At 66.1% G+C, this 21844-nt stretch carries 23 protein-coding genes, 1 tRNA gene and 2 riboswitches; of the genes, 18 read left to right on the forward strand and 6 right to left on the reverse strand.

Going from position 1 to position 21844, the window contains the following annotated elements:
- Nucleotides 1-3: 3 nt before the first annotated feature.
- From ACR0MM_RS05600 to ACR0MM_RS05610, 3 genes are all read right to left on the reverse strand, one after another.
- On the reverse strand, nucleotides 4-822 hold the full coding sequence (locus ACR0MM_RS05600) for a hypothetical protein (protein WP_480694889.1): 819 nt from the start codon (nucleotides 820-822) through the stop codon (nucleotides 4-6).
- A gap of 74 nt (nucleotides 823-896) precedes the next feature.
- On the reverse strand, nucleotides 897-2315 hold the full coding sequence (locus ACR0MM_RS05605; protein ID WP_170338225.1) for a TolC family outer membrane protein: 1419 nt from the start codon (nucleotides 2313-2315) through the stop codon (nucleotides 897-899).
- Between the two features lie 95 nt (nucleotides 2316-2410).
- Nucleotides 2411-3064: a protein-L-isoaspartate O-methyltransferase family protein gene (locus ACR0MM_RS05610; protein ID WP_480694891.1), complete on the reverse strand. Its 654-nt coding sequence runs from the start codon at nucleotides 3062-3064 to the stop codon at nucleotides 2411-2413.
- A gap of 227 nt (nucleotides 3065-3291) precedes the next feature.
- Between ACR0MM_RS05610 and ACR0MM_RS05615 the strand changes: the two genes are divergently transcribed.
- Nucleotides 3292-3365: transfer RNA gene (locus ACR0MM_RS05615), tRNA-Cys, on the forward strand.
- A gap of 219 nt (nucleotides 3366-3584) precedes the next feature.
- Here the strand turns inward: ACR0MM_RS05615 and ACR0MM_RS05620 are convergent.
- Nucleotides 3585-4541 carry an NAD(P)-dependent oxidoreductase gene (locus ACR0MM_RS05620; RefSeq protein WP_480694893.1) on the reverse strand — a complete coding sequence of 319 codons (957 nt, stop codon included), beginning with the start codon at nucleotides 4539-4541 and terminating at the stop codon, nucleotides 3585-3587.
- Nucleotides 4542-4649: 108 nt separating this feature from the next.
- Here ACR0MM_RS05620 and ACR0MM_RS05625 point away from each other — a divergent pair, with 108 nt between their 5' ends.
- The 8 genes from ACR0MM_RS05625 (at nucleotide 4650) to cobJ (ending at nucleotide 13853) form a co-directional block, all read left to right on the forward strand.
- Nucleotides 4650-5525 carry a LysR family transcriptional regulator gene (locus ACR0MM_RS05625; RefSeq protein ID WP_480694895.1) on the forward strand — a complete coding sequence of 292 codons (876 nt, stop codon included), beginning with the start codon at nucleotides 4650-4652 and terminating at the stop codon, nucleotides 5523-5525.
- A gap of 72 nt (nucleotides 5526-5597) precedes the next feature.
- Nucleotides 5598-5802, forward strand: a riboswitch (cobalamin riboswitch).
- Between the two features lie 82 nt (nucleotides 5803-5884).
- Nucleotides 5885-6268 (forward strand): DUF1636 family protein, encoded by a 384-nt coding sequence (locus ACR0MM_RS05630; protein WP_170370777.1) that lies wholly within the window; start codon nucleotides 5885-5887, stop codon nucleotides 6266-6268.
- A gap of 2 nt (nucleotides 6269-6270) precedes the next feature.
- Complete coding sequence (cobW, locus tag ACR0MM_RS05635; RefSeq protein ID WP_480694897.1) at nucleotides 6271-7326, forward strand: cobalamin biosynthesis protein CobW; 1056 nt, start codon at nucleotides 6271-6273, stop codon at nucleotides 7324-7326.
- Between the two features lie 6 nt (nucleotides 7327-7332).
- A complete protein-coding gene (cobN, locus tag ACR0MM_RS05640; protein WP_480694899.1) occupies nucleotides 7333-10626 on the forward strand; it encodes a cobaltochelatase subunit CobN in 3294 nt (1097 codons plus the stop codon).
- Nucleotides 10623-11750: a precorrin-3B synthase gene (gene cobG / locus ACR0MM_RS05645; RefSeq protein ID WP_480694901.1), complete on the forward strand. Its 1128-nt coding sequence runs from the start codon at nucleotides 10623-10625 to the stop codon at nucleotides 11748-11750. The genes cobN and cobG overlap by 4 nt, the downstream gene beginning before the upstream one ends.
- Nucleotides 11750-12379, forward strand: coding sequence for a precorrin-8X methylmutase (locus tag ACR0MM_RS05650; RefSeq protein WP_480694903.1), 630 nt, complete (start codon nucleotides 11750-11752; stop codon nucleotides 12377-12379). Before cobG ends, ACR0MM_RS05650 begins: the two co-directional genes overlap by 1 nt.
- On the forward strand, nucleotides 12376-13104 hold the full coding sequence (locus tag ACR0MM_RS05655) for a precorrin-2 C(20)-methyltransferase (RefSeq protein ID WP_480694905.1): 729 nt from the start codon (nucleotides 12376-12378) through the stop codon (nucleotides 13102-13104). Before ACR0MM_RS05650 ends, ACR0MM_RS05655 begins: the two co-directional genes overlap by 4 nt.
- Nucleotides 13101-13853, forward strand: coding sequence for a precorrin-3B C(17)-methyltransferase (gene cobJ / locus ACR0MM_RS05660; protein WP_480694907.1), 753 nt, complete (start codon nucleotides 13101-13103; stop codon nucleotides 13851-13853). Before ACR0MM_RS05655 ends, cobJ begins: the two co-directional genes overlap by 4 nt.
- Here the strand turns inward: cobJ and ACR0MM_RS05665 are convergent.
- A complete protein-coding gene (locus ACR0MM_RS05665; RefSeq protein ID WP_480694909.1) occupies nucleotides 13826-14575 on the reverse strand; it encodes a cobalt-precorrin-6A reductase in 750 nt (249 codons plus the stop codon). The two genes, cobJ and ACR0MM_RS05665, sit on opposite strands and share 28 nt — an antisense overlap.
- Between ACR0MM_RS05665 and cbiE the strand changes: the two genes are divergently transcribed.
- The 9 genes from cbiE to ACR0MM_RS05710 all read left to right on the forward strand — a co-directional run bounded on the left by cbiE (nucleotide 14574) and on the right by ACR0MM_RS05710 (nucleotide 21420).
- Nucleotides 14574-15773, forward strand: coding sequence for a precorrin-6y C5,15-methyltransferase (decarboxylating) subunit CbiE (gene cbiE / locus ACR0MM_RS05670; RefSeq protein WP_480694911.1), 1200 nt, complete (start codon nucleotides 14574-14576; stop codon nucleotides 15771-15773). The two genes, ACR0MM_RS05665 and cbiE, sit on opposite strands and share 2 nt — an antisense overlap.
- On the forward strand, nucleotides 15770-16138 hold the full coding sequence (locus ACR0MM_RS05675) for a cobalamin biosynthesis protein (RefSeq protein WP_170593129.1): 369 nt from the start codon (nucleotides 15770-15772) through the stop codon (nucleotides 16136-16138). The genes cbiE and ACR0MM_RS05675 overlap by 4 nt, the downstream gene beginning before the upstream one ends.
- Complete coding sequence (gene cobM / locus ACR0MM_RS05680) at nucleotides 16135-16929, forward strand: precorrin-4 C(11)-methyltransferase (protein ID WP_480694913.1); 795 nt, start codon at nucleotides 16135-16137, stop codon at nucleotides 16927-16929. Before ACR0MM_RS05675 ends, cobM begins: the two co-directional genes overlap by 4 nt.
- Nucleotides 16922-18238, forward strand: coding sequence for a cobyrinic acid a,c-diamide synthase CobB (locus ACR0MM_RS05685; protein WP_480694915.1), 1317 nt, complete (start codon nucleotides 16922-16924; stop codon nucleotides 18236-18238). Before cobM ends, ACR0MM_RS05685 begins: the two co-directional genes overlap by 8 nt.
- On the forward strand, nucleotides 18235-18963 hold the full coding sequence (gene cobA, locus ACR0MM_RS05690) for a uroporphyrinogen-III C-methyltransferase (RefSeq protein ID WP_480694917.1): 729 nt from the start codon (nucleotides 18235-18237) through the stop codon (nucleotides 18961-18963). Before ACR0MM_RS05685 ends, cobA begins: the two co-directional genes overlap by 4 nt.
- Complete coding sequence (gene cobF, locus ACR0MM_RS05695; RefSeq protein ID WP_480694919.1) at nucleotides 18956-19699, forward strand: precorrin-6A synthase (deacetylating); 744 nt, start codon at nucleotides 18956-18958, stop codon at nucleotides 19697-19699. Before cobA ends, cobF begins: the two co-directional genes overlap by 8 nt.
- Before the next feature lie 43 nt (nucleotides 19700-19742).
- Nucleotides 19743-19951, forward strand: a riboswitch (cobalamin riboswitch).
- 36 nt (nucleotides 19952-19987) lie between these two features.
- The gene (locus ACR0MM_RS05700; RefSeq protein ID WP_005981986.1) at nucleotides 19988-20158 is read left to right on the forward strand and encodes a CbtB domain-containing protein; all 171 of its coding nucleotides are present in this window, start codon (nucleotides 19988-19990) and stop codon (nucleotides 20156-20158) included.
- A gap of 4 nt (nucleotides 20159-20162) precedes the next feature.
- Complete coding sequence (locus tag ACR0MM_RS05705; RefSeq protein ID WP_480694921.1) at nucleotides 20163-20861, forward strand: CbtA family protein; 699 nt, start codon at nucleotides 20163-20165, stop codon at nucleotides 20859-20861.
- 64 nt (nucleotides 20862-20925) lie between these two features.
- Nucleotides 20926-21420, forward strand: a complete 495-nt coding sequence (locus tag ACR0MM_RS05710) for a hypothetical protein (protein ID WP_480694923.1) — start codon at nucleotides 20926-20928, stop codon at nucleotides 21418-21420.
- Here the strand turns inward: ACR0MM_RS05710 and ACR0MM_RS05715 are convergent.
- Nucleotides 21408-21752, reverse strand: coding sequence for a DUF1636 family protein (locus ACR0MM_RS05715; RefSeq protein ID WP_480694925.1), 345 nt, complete (start codon nucleotides 21750-21752; stop codon nucleotides 21408-21410). The two genes, ACR0MM_RS05710 and ACR0MM_RS05715, sit on opposite strands and share 13 nt — an antisense overlap.
- Between the last annotated feature and the right edge of the window lie 92 nt (nucleotides 21753-21844).

Consider the following 21844-nt stretch of genomic DNA (forward strand, 5'->3'; position numbering starts at 1 on the left):
GCGTCAATCCAAAGTCTGAGCGGCCAAAGCGCGGTTGATCTCGCGCCGCACCAGCTTGCGAATGTTGCGGGTGATACGTTCACCCAGCGCGCCCTGCAGTTCCTGACGGACGATGTCTGCGATCAACTCGCGCAATTCGTCTTCATCCATCGTGCCGGTCGCCATCGCCGGCGTTTCCTGATCCAGCTTTACTTCGGCCTCTGAGGCATCCCGGTTGTCGCGGATAAACGTGGCAGGCGTTGTTTCCTCGTCGCTGTCAGCGTCCATCTCAGCTTCGGACGCAGCCGCATCCTTCGACGTCGAAAACCCGGTGTCCGAGGCCCAACTGACCGTGTCGGTGCGCGTGCCGGAATAAGCGTCGTCGCTTTCACCGTCAGGCTCCCACTGATCTTCGGTCCGCGCAATCGCAGCCTCAAGAGCTGCGATCTTGGCGCTCAGGCTGCCGGCCAGATCCCTGCGGCCTTCGCGATCATCCGAAGACTCGCCGCCAATGTCGTTGATTGCCGGGGTTCCGGGACGAACGATATCGCAAGACCGCAACCGCATAGGTTGTGACAGGTCGTTGGCCGGGCGCACCGCCTCGACATTCGCAGCATGCTGCGAGGCCGCCTCAGCCGAGATCTTTTGGGCCAGTTTCAAAGGTGCTTTTGGATCCTCGGCCGATGTGCCAACCCGCAGGGCATCCGTCAAAACCAGGCGTCCCGGCTTGCGGGCCGCAGTCGCTTTGATCAGGTTCGGGACCTTGCGCCCTTCTTCGCTGACCAAACGCTTGATCGACGACAATACGTCTTCGACACCTGTTTTGACACTGCTATCCGTCATTGTTCTCTACCGCTCTGACCTTTTGGACCAGTGTATCCAATCCGGTCGAACCTAACAACAGATAGTGTGGCTGATCACTCGCGCCGCAAAGCTTTGAGAACTCGATCCAGGTCGCGGCTTTGCTTGCTGATCTGTGCTGGCGCTTTTTTGACCAGGTTGTAGTAGAGCGTCGGGTCGTAAATCTGTACCGCCAATCCAAGACGCTCGGCGGTCAACAGACCTTGTGCCTGCAACAACTGATAGGCCGCCAGAGACCGTTCCGTCCGCGAGGCAACTTCGGCCAATTGTGCGTCCAGCAAATCCTGCTGAGCGGTCAGAACGTCCAGTGTGGTCCGAGCCCCCAGCGTGGCCTCTTCGCGAATCCCGTCAAAGGCGACCTGCGATGCCCTTACCCGTTCGACGGATGCCCGCAGGCTGGCAGTGGCCGTTTCAAAGCGCACATAGGCGTCGGTCACACCCTGAGTGATGTCTTTCTGCACATTCAGAAGGTTGGCGCGCGATGCATCCCGCTGAGCCATCGCGCGGCGCACGTTGGCCGCCAATCGACCACCGGCATAGATGGGCTGATTGAAATTCAACGAGATGGACGCATCGTTGGTATAGTCGTCGTTGTCATAGCTTTCGGTGATCCCCGCGTCCGCGTTCAAGCTGACATTCGGACCGAGACCCGCGCGCTGCTGCTGCACTGTCAGATCCAAGGCACGCACCTGATGCTGCGCCGACAGGATTGCCGGGTGGTTTCTTTGTGCCAGGCTGATGGCCTCGGCCAATGAACCGGGCAGCTTCGGCAGACGCGGCTGGCCCGCAGTACGACCAGGCTGTTTGCCGACGGCGTTCACGTATTCCGCTTGGGCGGTGCTCAGGTCGCCTCGCGCATCGGCCAGATCAGCCTGCGAGCTTGCCAACTGCGCTTCGGACAGCGCGACGTCGGTCCGGGTGACCTCACCGACTTCAAAACGGTCCTGCGTGGCCCGCAGTTCCTCGCCCGAGAGATTGACGTTGTTCTGGCGAATTTGAACCGTTTCTTCCTGCAGCAGAACACTCAGATAAGCCGTCGTTGCGCGGAACAGAACCTGTTGCTCAATGTCGATCAATGCCTGGCGGGTTGCCAGAACTGTTTCCTGAGCCGACTGTTTCCCGAGAATCGATGCACCGCCGTCATAGACCAGCTGGCTCAGCGTTAACCCCGAGAAGAAGCGCGATGGTTCGACCGTCGACACCACAGTTCCGGCGCGGGTCTTGGCGTAATCCTGGCTGACACGGACGGTCCAGTTGATGATCGGGCGCAGGGCCGACAACGCGATTGCAACGTCTTCGTCGGCTGCGCGCAGCAAGGCGCGGTTCTGTTCCAACAGCCCGCTTGTGTTGTATGCACCGATGAACGCGTCGGTCAGATTGTCCGCCAAAACCGAGCGCCCCGGCATCACGCTCAGCGCGATTCCCGCCGTCAGAGCGACTGCCTTGACCAGCTTCCCTCCAGCCGTTCCAAGCATACCCAAATCCTCTCAAATCAAAATAACGCAAGCCCGCAGGCAGTTTGCGCCTTTGTTTTCAACTAATCAAGGGACCGCGGAAAACCGCTGATCGACTATAGCGAAAATGCACACTCGGCCGAAAACGCTGGCAGTACCGGAGCAATTGCGTTGAAGCCATGACGCCATGTCACCCGCCCATCGGACTTTCGACCAATGCGAACGGTGCCCAGATTGCCTTCGACGAACAGGCAGGCGATGCGGCCATGATCTTTCAGTTGATCGAGCAGGGCATCGGGCAGACGTTCCACACCGCCTTGGATGATAATGACATCATAGGGGCCATGCTCGGCCGCCCCCTGCTCCAAAGGTCCGACATGAATGATCGCGTTGTCGATATCCGCCTCCATCAGGCGGGACTGCGCGTCGGCTGCGTTGGCCTCGTCATCCTCGACGCCCACCACAAGCTGCGCCATGTTCGCGGCCACGGCGGTCGAGTATCCGAACGCTGGGGCGAGATCCAGAGCCACCTCGTCATTCGAAATATTCAATGCATCCAGCATCTTCGCCAGAGTCCTCGGCTCCAGCAGGCAGCGCCCGTTTCCCAGGTCGATCAGGTCGCCAGCATAGGCCACTTCGCGACTGGCATCCGGCACGAAGTTCTCACGCTGGACCTTCAGCATTGAATCGATGATCGGGAATTTGGTGACATCAGAGGGCCTGATCTGAGTGTCTACCATCGTGTGGCGTCGGGCTGCGAAATCCGTCATGTGACCGCTCGTATATTTCCCATGGTTGCTCGGCTTTTGCCACATCCGATCCCGCCCGGCAACGGCCAGCCCGGCAAAAATTGCAGGCCGCGACAAAATTTGCCACTGCGCTGACCGACCATCCAACGCCGTGGTCGGCGGAATTTTCAGCAACCCTCTGGACGTTGTTCGGGAAAGCTGCTAGAACCGCGTCTGCACCACGTCAAGTAATTGAAATTGCTTGAAAAGGCGAGTTGGCGGAGTGGTGACGCAGCGGATTGCAAATCCGTGTACACCGGTTCGATTCCGGTACTCGCCTCCAACTTTCCAGCCTCGCATTGCATCGCTGTTCTCTGGTCCTGTGATAGTCGCCTGGACCAGTTTGTTGATACGAAACGCCAAAATACGCGCGGAGATGGTTAGCGCAGCCGAGCTAACCAGTAATTTCCGGGCAAGGATTTAGTCCGCGCTGGGTCACCAGCGACGCGGTCGGTACATGCGAGCCCCCCCGGAAAGGGCGTGCCTTGCGCTGACCGTCGGCTCAAACCGTGCTTCGGCCTTGAGGAATCACCTCATACCCCGGCTCTTCCGGTTCATCGTCCTGCATCTCGGCCGGAAAACCGGGCGCGGTAATGCTCAACCCGGTTGCATCCTCGAGCCGTCGAATGACGTTGGGCGACAGCTCGCGCGCGCCATAGCGGGCGATGGCGTCGTCGAAGATCTTGATCATCAACGGGTTCATCTCCAACGGCACGCCGGCGCGGTCGGCGACCTCCTGGAACAGGCCGATATCCTTTTTTACCAGGTCCATGGTGAAGGAAATATCGCGCGAGCCGTTCAGGATCACCTGGCTTTCGGTCTCATGCACGAAGGACGTGCCGGACGAAATCTTGATCGCCTCGTAGGTGGTGTTCAGGTCCATCCCGGCGGCCTTGGCGGTCACCAACGCCTCTGCGCAGGTGATCAGGTTGGCAGTGGCCAGATAGTTGGTCAACACCTTCAGAACCGAGGCCGTGCCCAGATCGCCGGTATGCAGAATGCGCCGCCCCATGGTCGTAAGGAACGGCAGGATACGCTCAAACGTGGCCCGGTCGCAGCCCGCGAAGATCGAGATATTGCCCGTGGCCGCCCGGTGGCACCCGCCCGAAACCGGGCAGTCCACCGCCGCCCCGCCGCGCTCGATTACCATGGCCCCCAGGCGTTTGACCTCGGCCTCGTCGGTGGTGGACATCTCCATCCAGATCTTACCGTGGGTCACCTCGGGCAGCATCTGCTGCATCACCGCTTCCGAGGCAGCGGGCGACGGCAGGCAGGTGATGACCGCATCGCAATCGCGCATCATCTGAGCAGGGCTTTCGCCGGCTTTTGCCCCCTTGGCGGCGAACTCCGCGACAAGATCGGGGTTCAGGTCGTACACCGTCAGGTCGATACCGTTGCGCAGCAGCGACCCCGACAGCTTGCCCCCCACATTGCCCAAACCGATGAACCCGACCTTCATGTTCTGCCCTCCTGCAGGCGCGTTTTCGTTGGCCTGAGTATTTCCGTTGCCCTGCAACAAAAGAAACGAATAAAAAGTCGATCTAGATGCAAAATATTTTGGTGCTGAATGGACCGCCTGCCCAATCCGGCTTGGCTGCGCAGCTTCGAGGCTGCCGCCCGCCATCTGAATTTCACAACCGCCGCGCAGGAGCTGGGCCTGACCCAGACGGCGGTGTCGCTGCATATCCGCTCGCTCGAGGCGGACCTTGGGCAGCCGCTTTTTGCCCGCAACGCACGACACCTGTCGCTGACCGAGCTGGGCCAGTCCTATGCGCTGACCGTGCGCCGGGCGCTGTCGGATATCGCGCTGTCCACCAACAGCCTGTTCGGCCCCGCCTCGCGGCAGGCGCTGACCATCCGGGCGGCGATATCGACGATGACCTACTGGATCGCGGCCGAGTTGCCCGCGTTCAGCGCCCAGCACCCCGAGATCCCGGTGCGGCTGGTGTCACATATCTGGAACGACTCGGCCGCGCCTGCGGATGTGGACGTGGAAATCCGGCTGGGCTATGGCGACTGGCCCGGAGTTGCGGCCGAACAGCTGTGCTCGGAACGGCTGGTGCCCGTCTGCCGGGCGCAGGACCCGGCGCCAGACCTGCAAAACGGCCCGTTGATTCACATTCTGGGGTATGAGGACAACTGGGCGCGGTACTTCGAGGCCACGGGCACCGACCTGCCCGACCGCCCCGCGCTTAATTCGGCGGATACGACCGTCACGGCGCTGCAACTGGTGATGGCCGGCGCTGGCTATGCCACCGTTCTGGAGCGGTTCGCGCGCAACGCCATCGCCCAGGGCGCGCCGATCCGGGTTGCGGGGCCGGCGATTCCCTTTGCCCAGTCGCATTATCTGATCCGCAGCGTCAGCGCGGCGCCTCCGTCCATCCCTGCCCAGTTGTTCCTGGCCTGGCTGCGCGACCGGCTGGCCGGCGATGCCGCGGATTGATCCCGGCAAGTCGCTTTTTCGATCCGACGCAGGGCACTTGGCCCCGCGCGCTTGACAACCCCCCTGCCCGTGCCGCATGTCGCTTGCGTTGGTGTCTGTGCAAGCAGATGAAAAGGGAATGCGTCAGCGGTTTTCCGTCAAACGCAGCCGCCCCCGCGACCGTGACCGGAGAGGGTGCCCAAATGCCACTGGCTGCTGGCCGGGAAGGCGGGACATCCGACAGAGCGCCGCTCTGACATCCGCAAGCCGGGAGACCTGCCAACGCCCGAAGACAAACCGGACGGGGTGTTCCGGTGTCGGGCCCATGTCCGCAACGTGGCCCGCGCATACCCCGTCCCCCGACAACCGAGTGAGGGGGGATGAGATACGTGACCGAGACCACACCAGTCGAGCTGCTGGTTTGCACCACCTGCCGACGCGGGCTGCCCATCGAGGATGACGCCCAGCGCCCCGGCACGCTGCTGCACAAGGCGCTGGCCGCTGCCGACCTGCCCGAAGGCATCACCCTGAAGCCGGTCGAATGCCTGTCGAACTGCGATCAGGGCTGCTCGATCGTTCTGCGCGGCGGGCCGTCGCGCTGGACCTTCGTCTATGAGAACCTGAACGAATCCGACCATGTCGAGATCATCGTCGAAGGCGCCACCAAATATCTGGCCGCCGATGATGGCCTTGTGAAATGGCGCGACCGCCCCGAACATTTCCGCAAGAACTGCGCCGCCCGCATTCCCCCGATTGGAGCCTGAGCATGAGCACCCTCGAAAAACTTCCCGTCACCGTCATCACCGGCTTTCTCGGCTCGGGCAAGACCACGCTGATCCGCCACCTGATGCAGAACCCGCAGGGCAAGCGGCTGGCCGTGGTGGTCAACGAATTCGGCGATGTGGGCGTCGATGGCGAGATCCTGAAAAGCTGCGCCATCCCCGACTGCCCGGCGGAAAACATCATGGAACTGGCCAATGGCTGCATCTGCTGCACCGTGGCCGATGACTTCATCCCCACGATCGAAGCGCTGATGGCGCTCGACCCGCGCCCCGATCACATCCTGATCGAAACCAGCGGTCTGGCCCTGCCGAAACCGCTGCTCAAGGCGTTCGACTGGCCCGATATCCGTTCCAAGATCACCGTGGACGGCGTGATCGCCCTGGCCGATGCCGAGGCCGTGGCCGCAGGCCGCTTCGCCCCGAATGTCGAGGCAGTGGACGCCCAGCGCATGGCCGATGACTCGATCGACCACGAAACGCCCCTGTCCGAGGTGTTCGAGGATCAGATCTCGTGCGCCGACATCATCCTGCTGACCAAGCCCGACCTGGCCGGCCCCGAAGGTGTGGCCAAGGCGCGTGAGATCATCGCCGCCGAGGCGCCGCGCCCCCTGCCCGTGGTGGAAGTGGCCGAGGGCGCGGTGGATGTGCGCGTGGTGCTGGGGCTGGAGGCCGCAGCCGAAGACGACATGGACGCCCGCCCCTCGCACCATGACGGCCATGACGACCACGAACATGACGATTTCGAAAGCATCGTGGTCGAACTGCCCGAACAGACCGACCCGGCGCAGCTGGTCGCCAATATCGAACGTCTGGCGAACGAGCTGAACATCCTGCGGGTCAAGGGCTATGCCGCCGTTGACGGCAAGCCGATGCGCCTGCTGGTCCAGGCAGTCGGCGCGCGGGTCCGGCATCAGTATGACCGCCCGTGGAAATCGGAGGAAGAGCGCCGCTCGCGCCTGGTGGTCATCGCCGAGCATGACGACATCGACGAGGCCGCGATCCGCGGCATCCTGACGGGCGTTACCGAGGCCGCCGAGTAAGCACCGATGCACGTCGTCTTCCGCGAAAGCCACGGGCTCGAGGAAACCGAGACCCCGACCGATCTGGGCCAGAGCCCGGCGGATCTGGTGGTGCTGTCCTTTTCGGACAGCGACCTGGGTGCTTTCGCGGCCGGCTGGCATCGCGGTGGCGGGCCGGAGGGGCGGATGCCCTTGTTGCGGCTGGCCAACCTGACGGCGCTGAAACATCCGCTGTCGGTCGATACCTATGTCGAACAGACGCTCGAAGGCGCCAAGGGCATCCTGATCCGGCTGATCGGCGGGGTGCCCTACTGGTCCTACGGGTTGCAGCAGGTGCTGGCGCTGGCGCAGGCCAAGGGCATCGCGCTGGCCGTGCTGCCCGCCGACGGGCGCGAGGATACGCGGCTGGACGACTATTCCACCCTGCCGGTCTCGACCCTGCGGCGGCTGGCTCATCTGTGCGACACCGGCGGCGAGGTCGCGGCGCAGGCGGCGCTGGCGCAGATGGCGTTGGCGGCGGGGCTGTATGCCGGGCCGGTGATGGGGGCCAAGACCCTGCCCGACTGCGGCGCGTGGTGCCCGGATCGCGGCGTGATCGCGCCCGAGGACGCCTTCGCGGGCGAAGGCCGGCGCATCATCGTGACCTTCTACCGCGCCTATCTTACTTCGGCCGATACCGCGCCAGTCGCGGCCCTGATCCGGGAAATCCGCGCACGAGGCCATCAGGCTGTCGGCCTGTTTGCGCCCTCGCTCAAAGCGCCTGCGGCGGCTGAATGGCTAGCCGAGAATATCCCAGCGATGGCACCGTCGGCGATCATCAATGCCACCTCGTTTTCGGGCAAGGGCGCGTCGGGCACGTCGCCCCTGGACGTGGCGGGCGTGCCGGTGTTTCAGGTCGCTCTGGCGACCTCGCGCCGCAAGGTCTGGGCCGAGGCCGAACGCGGCCTGTCGCCCGCCGATCTGGCTATGCATGTGGTCCTGCCCGAGGTGGACGGGCGTATCACAGCCGGTGTCGCCTCGTTCAAGGAGCCGGGCAAGCGCGACCCGCATCTGGAATATTCCCGTTTCGCCCACCGGCCCGAGCCCGACCGGATCACCGCCATCGTCGACCGGGCGATGGCCTGGGTGGACCTGGCCGAGAAGCCAAAGGCGCAACAGGTCCCCGCGCTGGTCTTGTCCACCTATCCGGGCAAAGACTGGCAGATGGCCCATGCGGTGGGGCTGGACGCGCTGGCCTCGGCCGAGGCGATCCTGTCCGACCTGCAGGGCGCCGGCTATGACACCGCCCCCGCCGAACCGATTGCCGATACCCTGCTGGACGCCCGGATTTCCTGGCCGGTCTCGGCCTACCGCGCGGCGCTTGCGCAACTGCCCGAGGCGTTGCGCGCCGATCTGGAAACCGTCTGGGGCGCACCCGAGGACGACCCGGCCTGCGCCGATGGGGCCTTCCACTTCACCGCGCTTCGGCGCGGCAAGGCGCTGGTGGCGTTACAGCCCGAACGCGGCACTCCGGAACTGCGCGACGACGAATACCACGACCTGTCGCGCACGCCCCGGCACGGCTACGTAGCCTTCTACCTGTGGCTGCGGCACGGGTTGGGCGCCGATGCGCTGATCCATATTGGCGCCCACGGCACGCTGGAATGGCTGCCGGGCAAATCCGTGGCTCTGTCGGCCGAGTGCTGGCCCGAGGCGCTGATCGGCGACCTGCCGGTGATCTATCCGTTCATCGTGAACGACCCGGGCGAGGCCGCGCAGGCCAAGCGCCGGATCGGGGCCGTTACGCTGGGCCACATCCCGCCACCGATGAAACAGAGCAGCACGCCCGACCGCATGGTGCGACTGGAATCGCTGCTGGACGAGTTCTCGAACGCCGACGGGCTGGACCCCAAGCGGCGCGACCGGCTGCAGGCCGATATCCGTGACGAGGCCCGCGCCATCGGGCTCGAGGCCGATCTTGGGCTGGATCAGGCCACCAGCACCGCCGAGGCGATCACCCGCATCGACCGTTTCGTCTGTGACATCAAGGAAAGCCAGTTCGGCGACGGGCTGCATGTCTTTGGCCGCGCGCCGCAGGGTGCGGGCAATTTCGACGCTGGGCCCTCGGCCCGGGCCGAACGGCAGGCCCTGCTGGATGCGCTGGCGGGCAAGCGGATCGAGGCCGGGCCGTCCGGCTCGCCCTATCGCGGGCGTACCGACGTGCTGCCCACGGGGCGCAACCTGTTCACCACCGATCCGCGATCAGTCCCCACCCGCGCGGCCTATGCGCAGGGGGTGAAACTGGCCGAGGAACTGGTGCGCCGCCACCTGCAGGAGGAAGGCGATTACCCCAAGGGCCTGATCGTCGATCTGTGGGGCTCGGCCACGATGCGCACGGCGGGCGAGGAATTCGCCATGGCGCTGCACCTGCTGGGCGTCAAACCGATCTGGGACCCGGGGTCGGAGCGCGTATCGGGCATCGAGGTTCTGCCGATCACCGACCTGGAGCGCCCCCGGCTGGACGTGACCCTGCGCGTCTCGGGCCTGTTCCGCGACGTGTTTCCGACCCTGTCGGCGCTGTTTGGTCAGGCGGTCCGCGCGCTGTCAGAACGCGACGAGGCGCCCGACTGGAACCCCTATGCGGGCCAGCCGCCCGCCGCGCGGGTCTATGGCCCGGCGCCGGGCAGCTATGGGCTGAACATGACCCACCTGTCGGAAACCTATACCGACGATGCACGCGCGCAGGCCGGTCAGGCCTGGCTGGACGCCAGCGCCTTCGCCTTCGAGGGCGAGCACATTGCCCACGACCCCGACGGGATCACCCAGCGCGTGGCGCAGGCCGACAGTTTCGTGCACCTGCAGGACCTGACCGAGACCGACCTGCTGCTGGCCAATGACTATGCCACGCACGAGGCCGGATTTGCCGCCGCCAAAAAGCTGACCGGCGGGCAGGCGCAGCTGTACCACCTGGACAATACCCGCCCAGAAACACCCCGCGCTCGCACACTGCCCGAGGAAATCAGCCGCGTGGTCCATGCGCGCGCCGCCAACCCCGACTGGATCGCCGGTATGCAGCGCCACGGCTTCCGCGGCGCGGCCGAGATCGCCGCGACGTTGGATCACATGGCGTCTTTCGGACATCTGTCGGGCAGCGTCGCCCCGCATTTGTTCGACCTCTATCACGATGCCACCCTCGGCAACCCCGAGGTGGACGCCTTTTTGCAGCAGGCCAATCCGCAGGCCCACAAAGCCATGCAGGATCGGTTCCGCGCGCTGTTCGAGGCCGGGCTGTGGAACACCCGCCGCAACTCAATCCGCGCCGATCTGGAGGGGTTGGAATGAGCGCCCCGGTCGTTCAGGGCTGGTGCCCCGGCGCGCATCGCCCGATGATGTCCGGCGACGGATTGGTGGTGCGGGTGCGCCCGCGTCTGGCGCGGCTGAGCGCCGCGCAGACGCTGGGGCTGTGCGATCTGGCCCTGCGCTTCGGCAACGGCACCATCGACCTGACCAACCGCGCCAACCTGCAATTGCGCGGCGTGGCCGAAGACGATCAACAGCCACTGCTGGCCGAGTTGTCGGCGCTGAGCCTGCTGGATGCCGAACCGGGCATCGAAACCCGGCGCAACATTCTTGTGTCACCGCTGTACCGACCCGGCGACCTGACCGCGCGCCTGACGCAGGCATTGACCGACCGGCTGGGCGATCTGCCCGCCCTGCCCGCCAAGTTCGGCTTTGCGGTGGATACCGGCGAGGCACGGCTGCTGGCCGGGGACTCGGCCGATATCCGGCTGGAGCGGGGAGCTTCGGGTCTGATCCTACGGGCCGACGGGGCCAAGACCGGCCGTTTGGTGAGCGAAGATGAGGCGATCGACCACGCGATCGAACTGGCCGGGTGGTTTGCAGAACGCTTCAATTCCGACACCCGCCGCATGGCCCGTCTGATCGCGGTGCAGGCTCTGCCCGAGGAATGGCAGGGCCACGCCCCCGGCCCCACGGCACCGGCGCTGCACCCCGGCAACAGCGCAATCGGCCCGATCTACGGCGCGGCCTTCGGGCAACTACCCGCCGCCGAGTTGCGCTCATTGGTCGAGGCCTCGGGCGCCGCCGCCCTGCGCGTCACGCCCTGGCGGCTGTTCCTGTTGGAAGGCGGGGCGGCGATCCCCGCCCCGGCCTTCGTGACGGACGGCGCCGACCCTCTGTTGACCACCGACGCCTGCCCCGGCGCGCCATTCTGTCCGCAGGCGCAGGCCGAAACCCGGGCCATCGCCCGCGCACTGGCCCCGCGCGTGTCCGGCAGCCTGCATGTCTCGGGCTGCGCCAAGGGCTGCGCACGCATGGGCGCGGCCGATCTAACGCTGGTGGGCCGCGACGGGCGATTTGATCTTGTAAAACACGGCCGCACGGGGGATGAGCCCCTCCAGCGCGGGCTGGACCCCGAAACACTGAAGACCATGGACCTGACCTGATGCCCTATGAATACGAAACCGACGGCGCGGCGATCTACAAGCAATCCTTCGCCACGATCCGGTCCGAGGCCGATCTGGCCCGCTTTGATCCGGATGAAGAGCAGGTCGCCGTCCGCATGATCCATGCCGCCGGGATGGTCGGGCTGGAAGAATTCATCCATTTCTCGGACGGATTCGTGCGCACCGCCCGCGCCGCGCTGGAAAACGGCGCACCGATCCTGTGCGACGCGCGGATGGTGTCCGAAGGCGTCACCCGCTTTCGCCTGCCGGCTGACAACCAGGTCATCTGCACCCTGCAGGACGAGCGCGTGCGCCCGCTGGCCGAGAAGATGGGCAACACCCGATCCGCCGCCGCGCTGGAACTGTGGCGCCCGCATCTGGAGGGTGCGCTGGTGGCCATCGGCAATGCGCCCACGGCGCTGTTTCACCTGTTGAACATGCTCGAGGACCCCGACTGCCCCCGCCCCGCCGCGATCATCGGCTGCCCGGTGGGCTTTGTCGGCGCGGTCGAATCCAAGGACGCCCTGTGGGAGGCCCAGCCCGTGCCCTGCTGCATCGTCAAGGGCCGCCTGGGCGGCAGCGCCATCACCGTTGCGGCGATCAACGCCATCGCAAGCCGGGCGGAATGACCATGGGCACGATCTATGGCGTGGGCCTCGGCCCCGGCGATCCCGATTTGATGAGCGTCCGGGCCGACCGCCTGTTGCGCGGCGCGAAACACGTGGCCTATTTCCGCAAGCCCGGCCGAACCGGGCAGGCGCGCAAGATCGTGAACGGGATGATCCGCGACGATGCGGTCGAGTTTCCCATGGAATACCCGGTCACGACCGAGATCCCGGTCACCGATCCGCGCTACAACGCACTGCTGGCCGAGTTCTACGAACGCTGCACCGCGCGCCTGAAAGAACTGGCCGATCAGGGCGAGGACGTGGTGGTGCTGTGCGAGGGAGACCCGTTCTTCTACGGCTCGTTCATGCATCTCTACAGCCGCCTGCGCGACGTAGTGCCCGTGGAGGTCGTGCCGGCGATCACCGGCATGTCAGGCGCTTGGACGGCCTCGGGTGATCCGATCACTTGGGGCGACGACATCCTCACGGTGCTGATGGGAACCCTTCCCGAAGAGGTTCTGGCAGACCGCATGGAGCGCACCGACGCGCTGGTAGTGATGAAGATCGGCCGCAACATCGACAAGGTAAAGCGTGCGCTGAAAACGGCGGGTCTGTTTGACCGGGCCTGGATCGTGGAATACGCGCAGATGCCCAACCAGACCGTTCGCAAACTGAGCGACGCCTGCACCGAGGTCACGCCCTATTTCTCGATCATCATCGTGCATGGACGGGGGCGGCGGCCATGAGCGGCTGGGTCAAGATCGCCGGGCTTGGCCCCGGAAACGAGGCGCTGGTGACCCCCGAGGTGACCGCCGCCTTGACCGAGGCGACCGATGTGGTGGGCTATGTTCCCTACGTTGCGCGGGTGGCCGAACGGCCGGGCCTGACCCTGCACGCCAGCGACAACCGGGTCGAGATCGACCGCTCGCAGCACGCGCTGCGCATGGCGGTCGAGGGCAAACGGGTGGTCGTGGTCTCGTCAGGCGACCCGGGCGTGTTTGCCATGGCTGCCGCCGTGTTCGAGGCGCTGGAAAACGGCCCCGACGCGTGGCGCGAGATCCCTGTCGAGGTTCTGCCCGGCATCACCGCCATGCTGGCCGCCGCCGCCCGGGCGGGCGCGCCGCTGGGCCATGATTTCTGCGCCATCAACCTCAGCGACAACCTCAAGCCCTGGGCGGTGATTGAGAAACGCCTGCGGCTGGCCGCGCAGGCCGATTTCGCGATGGCCTTTTACAATCCACGCTCGAAGTCGCGGCCCGAAGGCTTTGTAAAGACGCTGGAAATCCTGCGGCAGGAATGCGAGCCCGAGCGTCTGATCCTATTCGCCCGCGCCGTATCGCGCCCAGACGAGGCGATCCGCATCGCGACCCTGGTCGAGGCAACGCCCGAAATGGCCGACATGCAGACGGTGGTGATCGTCGGCTCGTCGCTGACCCGCGCCCTCGAGCGGCCCATCGGCCCCATCGTCTATACGCCAAGGTCCACGCCGGAATGAGCCAACCAGTCCAGAACCTGCGGCACGCTTGTCAGTTCGACCCGGCGGGGCAGCCTGGGCCGATCGATCATCAGCACCGGGATACCCAACGCTCGCGCGGCGTCCAGCTTGGCGCGCGCGCCGGTGCCGCCGGCGTTCTTGGACACCACCAGTTCAGTTCGGTGCCGGCGCATCAGCGCCGTGTCGTCTTCAACCGTAAAAGGCCCGCGCGAAACGACCACGTCGCAATCGGCGAAGGGCAGCGAGCCGGGTTCGTCGACCAGCCGCAGAAGATAGTGATGCTGGGGCTGTTCCGCGAAATCCTCGAGATGCATGCGCCCCACCGCAAGGAACACCCGACGCGGCGGCCCGGCCAGCGCGGCAACGGCGCCGGCGATGTCGGGCACGCGTTGCCACCGGTCGCCGGGCACGGCCGTCCATTCCGCACGAGTCAACGCGGCCAGCGGCGTCTGCGTCTGCTGGCAGGCGGCGATGGCATTGCGGCTCATCTGCGCGGCAAAGGGATGGGTGGCGTCGATCACATGGGTCACGCCGGTGTCGCGGATGTGACGCGCCAGCCCCTCGGCCCCGCCAAAGCCACCCACGCGCGTGGGCAGCGGTTGCGGCCGCGGGTTGTCGACCCGGCCCGCATAGGAATAGGTTGCCGCCACACCCAAATCCGCCACGGCGCGGGCCAATGCGTTGGCCTCGGTCGTGCCGCCAAGGATCAGGAGGTTGGGCATGTCTGAAACTCCGTGGCTGACCATTCTGGGCCTGGGCGAGGATGGACTGGATGGCCTGTCGCCCGCAAGCCGTCAAGAGCTGGAGCGCGCCAAGGCCATTATGGGCCCGCCGCGGCACCTGTCGCTGGTTCCCGAAACCGGAGCCGAACGCATCGAATGGCCGGTGCCGTTCGCCGATGGGCTGCCCATTCTGCAGGGGTTGAAGGGCCGGCGCACGGTAGTTCTGGCCTCGGGTGATCCGTTCTGGTTTGGCGCCGGGTCGGTGATCGCGCGCAATTTCGCCCCAGAAGACTGGGTGGCACGGCCGGGGCAGTCGACCTTCTCTCTGGCGGCCGCACGATTGGGCTGGCCGTTGGAAAACGTTGCCACCTTCGGCCTGCACGCCGCCCCCCTGACCCGCCTGCGTCCGCATCTGTCGCGCGGCCTGCGCGCCATCGTCCTGCTGCGCGACGGGGCCGCGGTGGCCGAGTTGGCCCGCTATCTGACCGAGACCGGGTTCGGCGAAACGACCCTGCACGTGATGGAGGCCCTCGGCGGCCCTCGGGAACGCGCGCGCAGCATGTCCCTGACCGAAGCCCTGCTAGGCGCCTTCGAGCATCCGGTCTGCGTGGCACTCGAGGTTGCGGGCGACGGGCCTGCGCTGCCGTTGGCCTCGGGCAAACCCGACGAGATTTTCGAAACCGATGGGCAGATCACCAAACGGCCGGTGCGCGCGCTGACCCTGTCGGCGCTGGCGCCTGCGCGGGGTCAGCATCTGTGGGACATCGGCGGCGGCAGCGGCTCGATCGGCATCGAGTGGCTGATGTGCGACCCGACCCTGACTGCCACCGCGATCGAGCCGCGCGCCGACCGCGCCGCGCGCATCCGCGCCAATGCCGACGCGCTGGGACAGGATCGGTTGCAGGTCATCCATGGCCGGGCCCCCGACGCGCTGGACGGCCTGCCCTTGCCTGACGTGGTGTTCATCGGCGGTGGGCTGAGCGACGCGCTGCTGGATTGGCTCGTGACCAACCTCCCCTCGGGCATCCGTCTGGTTGCCAACGCCGTGACGCTGGAAAGCGAAGCGGTGCTGAGCCAATGGCACGCCAAGCTGGGCGGCGACCTGCTGCGGATCGAGCTGGCGCAGGCCAGCGAACTCGGTTCCCGGCGCGGTTGGAAATCGGCCTATCCGGTCGTGCAGTGGAGCGTGACCCTATGATCGTGGCCGGGCTTGGATTTTCGTCCACCGCTACCTGCGCCAGCCTGCGGGCCGCGTTCGACCGCGCCACCGCCGGACAGGCGGTGGACGCGCTGGCCACCGCCGCCGACAAGGCCGGCCACCCGGCGCTGGCCGAATTTGCCGCCGCCTACGCCCTGCCCCTGCATTTCGCGGACCCGGCCGATCTGGCCGGGCAACGCACCCTCACCTGCTCGCCCCGCAGCCGCGCCAGTCATGGCACCGGCAGCGTGGCCGAAGCTTCCGCCCTCGCCGCCGCCGGACCGGGCGCGCGGCTGCTTTCACCCCGACAGATCTCGGACGACCGGCTTGCCACCTGCGCGGTCGCCATCGGAGGACAGACATGACCGTTCATTTCATCGGCGCCGGACCGGGCGCCGCCGACCTTCTGACCCTGCGCGGACGCGACATCATCGCCGCTTGCCCGGTGTGCCTGTATGCCGGGTCGCTTGTGCCCGAGGAAATCCTGGCCCACTGCCCCGAAGGCGCGCGCATCGTGAACACCGCGCCGATGGATCTGGATCAGATCATGGCTGAAATCAAAACCGCCCATGACGCCGGTCAGGACGTGGCCCGCCTACATTCGGGCGACCTGTCGGTCTGGTCGGCGATGGGCGAACAGATCCGTCGCCTGAAACAGATGGGCATTCCCGTCAGCGTGACGCCCGGCGTTCCGTCCTTCGCCGCCGCCGCAGCCGCTTTGGGCACCGAACTGACCCTGCCCGGGCTGGCGCAATCGGTGGTGCTGACGCGGACCCCGGGGCGCGCCTCGTCCATGCCCGAGGGCGAGACGCTGGAAAACTTCGCCCGCACCGGCGCGACGCTGGCCATTCACCTGTCGATCGGCAATCTGGACAAGGTGGTGGCCGACCTGACCCCCGCCTATGGCGCCGACTGCCCCGTGGCCGTGGTGTACCGCGCAAGCTGGCCGGATGAGCGGATCATCCGCGCTACGCTGGGCACGTTGAAGGACTTGCTGGACGAGAGCATCTCGCGCACCGCGCTGATCTTGGTCGGGCCGGCGCTGGCCGGTGAAGGCTTCGACGAAAGCTGCTTGTATTCAAAGACCTATGACCGTCGCTATCGCCCGCAAAGCGCCGACAGCCCGTGGTCAAGCTGGAGTCACGGCGATGACTAACCCGCCCGGAGTGCTGATCTCGGCCCCATCCTCGGGGACGGGCAAGACGACCGTGATGCTGGGCCTGCTGCGCGCGCTGGCCGAGGACGGGCTGACCGTGCAACCCTTCAAGAGCGGTCCCGACTACATCGACCCGGCCTTTCACCGGGCGGCGGCAGGTCGGGCCTCGTTCAACCTCGACAGCTGGGCGATGGGCGCGCCATTGCTGGGCGCGATTGCGGCGCAGGCCCAAGGCGCCGACATCGTGGTGGCCGAAGGGTCGATGGGCCTGTTCGACGGGGTCGCCAAGCCGGGAGAACTGGGCCACGGGTCCAGCGCCGAGACCGCGCTGCGCATGGGTTGGCCGGTGGTTCTGGTGCTGGATGTGGGCGGTCAGGCGCAATCGGCTGCGGCCACGGCGCTGGGGTTCCGGACGTACAACCCCGACCTGCCCTTTGCCGGCGTGATTCTGAACCGCTGCGCCAGCCCGCGCCACGAACGCCTGACCCGTCTGGGGATGGAGCGCGCGGGCCTGCCGGTTCTGGGCGTCCTGCCCCGGCGCGGCGACCTGACCCTGCCCGAGCGGCATCTGGGCCTGATCCAGGCGGTCGAGCACCCAGATCTCGAAAGCGCAATTGCCGGCTACGCGGCCTTTCTGCGCGAGCATGTGGATTTGGAAGCGATCAAGCGGGCGGCCTCCTCGGGCCCGATGGGGCCGTCGTCGACCGCGCTGCCGCGCCCTCCGGCGCAACGGATCGCACTGGCCCGGGACGCGGCGTTTTCCTTTACCTATCCGCATCTTCTGGAAGGCTGGCGAGCGGCCGGGGCCGAGATCCTGCCGTTTTCTCCGCTGGCGGACGAGGCGCCGGCCCCGGATGCCGATCTGGTCTGGTTGCCCGGCGGGTACCCCGAACTGCACGCCGGAACCCTGGCTGCGGCAGAGCGGTTCCTGACTGGATTGCGCAGACATGCCGAAACACGGCCCGTGCATGGTGAATGCGGCGGTTACATGGCCCTGGGCGAAGGGCTGATCGACAAGGACGGCACCCGTCACCGGATGGCCGGGCTGCTGGGCCTAGTCACTTCGTACGAGAAGCGCAAATTCAACCTGGGCTATCGCCGGGCCGAGTTGCTGGCCGACATGCCCGGGTTCTCGGCCGGGACCGCGCTGCGGGGGCACGAGTTCCACTATTCCTCAATCGTCGAGCAGCCCGACGCGCCTCTGGCGCGGGTTTTTGACGCCGAAGGCGCCGAAGGTCCGCAGACCGGATCGCGCCGCGGACATGTCACCGGTACGTTCTTCCATCTGATCGCAGAGGCCAGCGCATGAGCGGTTTCGTTTCCTTCATCGGGTCCGGCCCCGGCGACCCGGAATTGTTGACCCTCAAGGCCGTGGACCGGCTGCAAAAGGCCGACGCGGTTCTGTTCGACGACCTCAGCAGCGGGCCGATCCTGAGCCATGCGCGCAAGGACGCCGACCTTGTGGGCGTGGGCAAGCGCGCCGGGCGGCCCTCGCCCAAGCAGTACCATGTCAGCCGCCTGCTGGTCGAGTACGCCCAGACCGGCCAACGGATCGTGCGGCTGAAGTCGGGCGATGGCGGCCTGTTCGGACGGCTCGAGGAGGAATTGGCGGCCCTGCGCGCTGCCGGGATCGCGTACGAGATCATTCCGGGCATCCCCTCGGCCATTGCGGCTGCTGCGGCGGCGGGGATCCCGCTGACCCGGCGCCTGACCGCGCGGCGGGTGCAATTCGTCACCGGCCACGATGTCAGCGGCAAGCTGCCCGAGGACCTGAACCTGCCCGCGCTGGCCGACCCGGGTGCGACGACCGTGGTGTTCATGGGCAAGCGCACCTTTCCCCTGCTTGCGGACGCGCTGCACGCGCATGGGCTGCCGCTGGACACCCCTGCGCTGATGGCCGAATCGGTCTCGACGCCTGAGCAATCGATGCACCGGTCCACCGTCGGCGCACTGGCCGAGCGTCTGGGCTCCGAGATCGGTACTGCACCTGCGCTGATCCTTTATGGCCCGCTGGCGGAGTTCGACGATGATTGATCTGGTCTTGATCGGGATCGGCACCGGCAACCCGGACCACGTGACCTTTCAGGGCGCGCAGGCGATCCGCGCGGCCGATCTGATCCTGATCCCCCGAAAGGGCGCCAACAAGGCCGATCTGGCCGGTGTGCGCGAAGAAATCATCCGCAAGGCCACCGACACACCGCCCCAAATCGCCTATTTCGACATCCCCGAGCGCCGTTCGCAGGATGGCTACCTGCGCGGCGTGGATGAATGGCACGACGCAATCGCCCTACGCTGGCAGGAGGCGATGGCCCGGCACCCTGAGGCGCGCACCGTCGCCCTGCTGATCTGGGGCGACCCGTCGCTCTATGACAGCTCGCTGCGAATCGCCGCGCGGCTGGACCCGCAGCCGAACACCACGGTGATCCCCGGCATCACGGCGCTGCAGGCGCTGACGGCGGCCCATGCCATGCCAATCAACGAGATCGGCGCGCCCTATCTGGTCACCACCGGCCGGCGTATCCGCGACGAGGGCTGGCCCAGCGACGCCGATACGGTTGCGGTGATGCTGGATGGCGAATGTTCGTTCCAGACGCTGGACATGGCCGATTTTGACATCTGGTGGGGGGCTTACGTGGGCATGCCCGAGCAGATCCTGATCAAAGGTCCGCTGGCCGATGTGGCCGATGAGATCCTGCGCAACCGCACCGAGGCTCGCGCCCGGCACGGCTGGATCATGGATATCTATGTTCTGAAAAAGCGCGGGAATTGACGCGAAAGGTCGCAAATGGCGATTGCGCCACAGCGGCATTCACGTCTAAATGGACGGGTCTGGTCCTGCCGGAGACATCCGGATGCTAAGAGGGAATTTGGTGCGGCCTGCGCGCAGGTCAAATCCAAAGCCGCCCCCGCGACTGTAAGCGGTGAGCCCTGTTCAACCAGCCACTCCCGATCCGTTCGGGGGGAAGGCGAACAGAGGCGCTGACCCGCAAGCCAGGAGACCTGCCAGGCGAACAATGAAACACCGGCCGTCGGGTGCGGCGGCACAGGAGGACAGAAAATGACGACACAAACGCAAACCGCATCAACGGCACGCGCTGGCATTCTTTCGGCAGTGTTCGCGGCAGCTCTGGGCCTGGGGATCATCACCCTGGCCGGTCACGTTCAGGCATCGGCGCTGCATGACGCCGCCCATGACGTGCGCCACGCAACCGGCTTCCCCTGCCACTAAACCAATGTTCAGTCGCATTCTGACCAGCGCGTTGTTCGCTGGTGCTGCAGCCGGGTTGATCGTCGCCCTGCTGCAGTTGGTATTCGTGCAGCCCGTGTTGCTGCATGCTGAACTGTATGAATCCGGAGAGCTGGTGCATTTCGGAGCCGAGGCCGTCTCGGCCCATCCCGAGCTGCCGGGCATGTTCTCGGACCTGACCCGCGACGGGTTGAGCGTGGTGTTCACCATGCTGACCTATACCGGCTATGCGCTCGTTCTGGTCGCCCTGATGTCGCTGGCCGAAGCGCAAGGCCACACGGCTGACGGGCGCACGGGCGTGCTGTGGGGCCTGGCCGGTTTCATCGCCTTCCACCTGGCGCCGGGCTTCACCCTGGCCCCCGAGGTTCCGGGTGTTGCCGCAGCGGATGTGTTTGCGCGGCAGATCTGGTGGTGGGCAACCGTCGCGGCTGCTGGTGTGGCCATGTGGCTGATCGCTTTCGGTGGCAACATCGTCAGCTATCTGGTTGCGGCCGTGCTGTTGATGGCCCCGCACCTGATCGGCGCGCCGGAACCCGACGTGTTCACCGGGCCGGTTCCGACCGAGATCGGGGCCTTGTTCGCCGCACGCGCCTTTGGCGTCGGCCTTGTGGCCTGGGTGCTGCTGGGTTCGTTTGCCGGGTATTTCTGGCAGAGTGAGGGCAAGCGCGTCGAAGCCGCGGCCTGATCTCCGAAATCCCACGACCCGCCGGCGCCCAACCGGCGGGTCATTTGCTTTTCAAGGAAACAAGATGACACGCTCGCTTGCTCTTTTCGCGATCGGTCTGGTCTTTGGCGGGGGCGCCGGGTTCGTGCTGGCCGCGGCCAACGGCGTCACCTTCGACGGCCACGACCATTCCGACCCTGCCCAACATGGCGGCCACCACGCCGAGGCCATGGCCCATGACCACAGCACCGCCATCAACCTGCCCGCCGGACCGGACGCGCCGGGGCTGGAGATCGCCGTCTCCCCCGACCCGATGGCGGGTTGGAACCTGCGTGTGGTGCCGCGGAACTTCACGTTCGCGCCCGAGCATGCCTCGCTGAACGACAAGCCTGGCGAAGGCCATGCGCATGTCTATGTGAACGGCGTCAAGCTGGCCCGGCTTTATGGCAACTGGATGCACATCCAGGACCTGCCCAAAGGCGAAACGACCATCGAGGTCTCGCTGAACGCCAACAGCCACAGCCCGCTGGCCGTGGATGGGGTGCCGGTCAGCGCGGCCGTCACGGTTCAGGTGGACTGAAGCGCGGGGATCCGCGCCCGCAGACACAAGCGAAGCCGCCCGCACGGACGGGCGTCTTCGATCCAGCCGTTCGGGCTGTTCAGAATGGTCCGACAGGTCGCCGCAATGTCATCGGCATCGGCAACCGGATCGATCCCCGAAAACACGTAGGACGCTAGGCTTACCCCCTGCATCGCCACCACGGTCGGCTCGTCGCAGCCGCTGAAACAGGCGTGGTCGGCGACCTCGATCTGCCCGTCCAGTCCCGCAGCGCGCAGGGCGTCCGATACGGCCTGACGCTCGGCCGGCAAGTCGCGCTCGCCCGCGCAGCTGCTGCAGATAAAAACACGCATGCCCCTCGCCTGCCTTTTCCGTTTCACACTGTCGCTTGTGCGGGTTTCGCACCCCCGGCGCAAGCCCGCCACCCACGATATTGTGACTGTAC

This window comes from Ruegeria sp. BC6 (assembly GCF_056539185.1).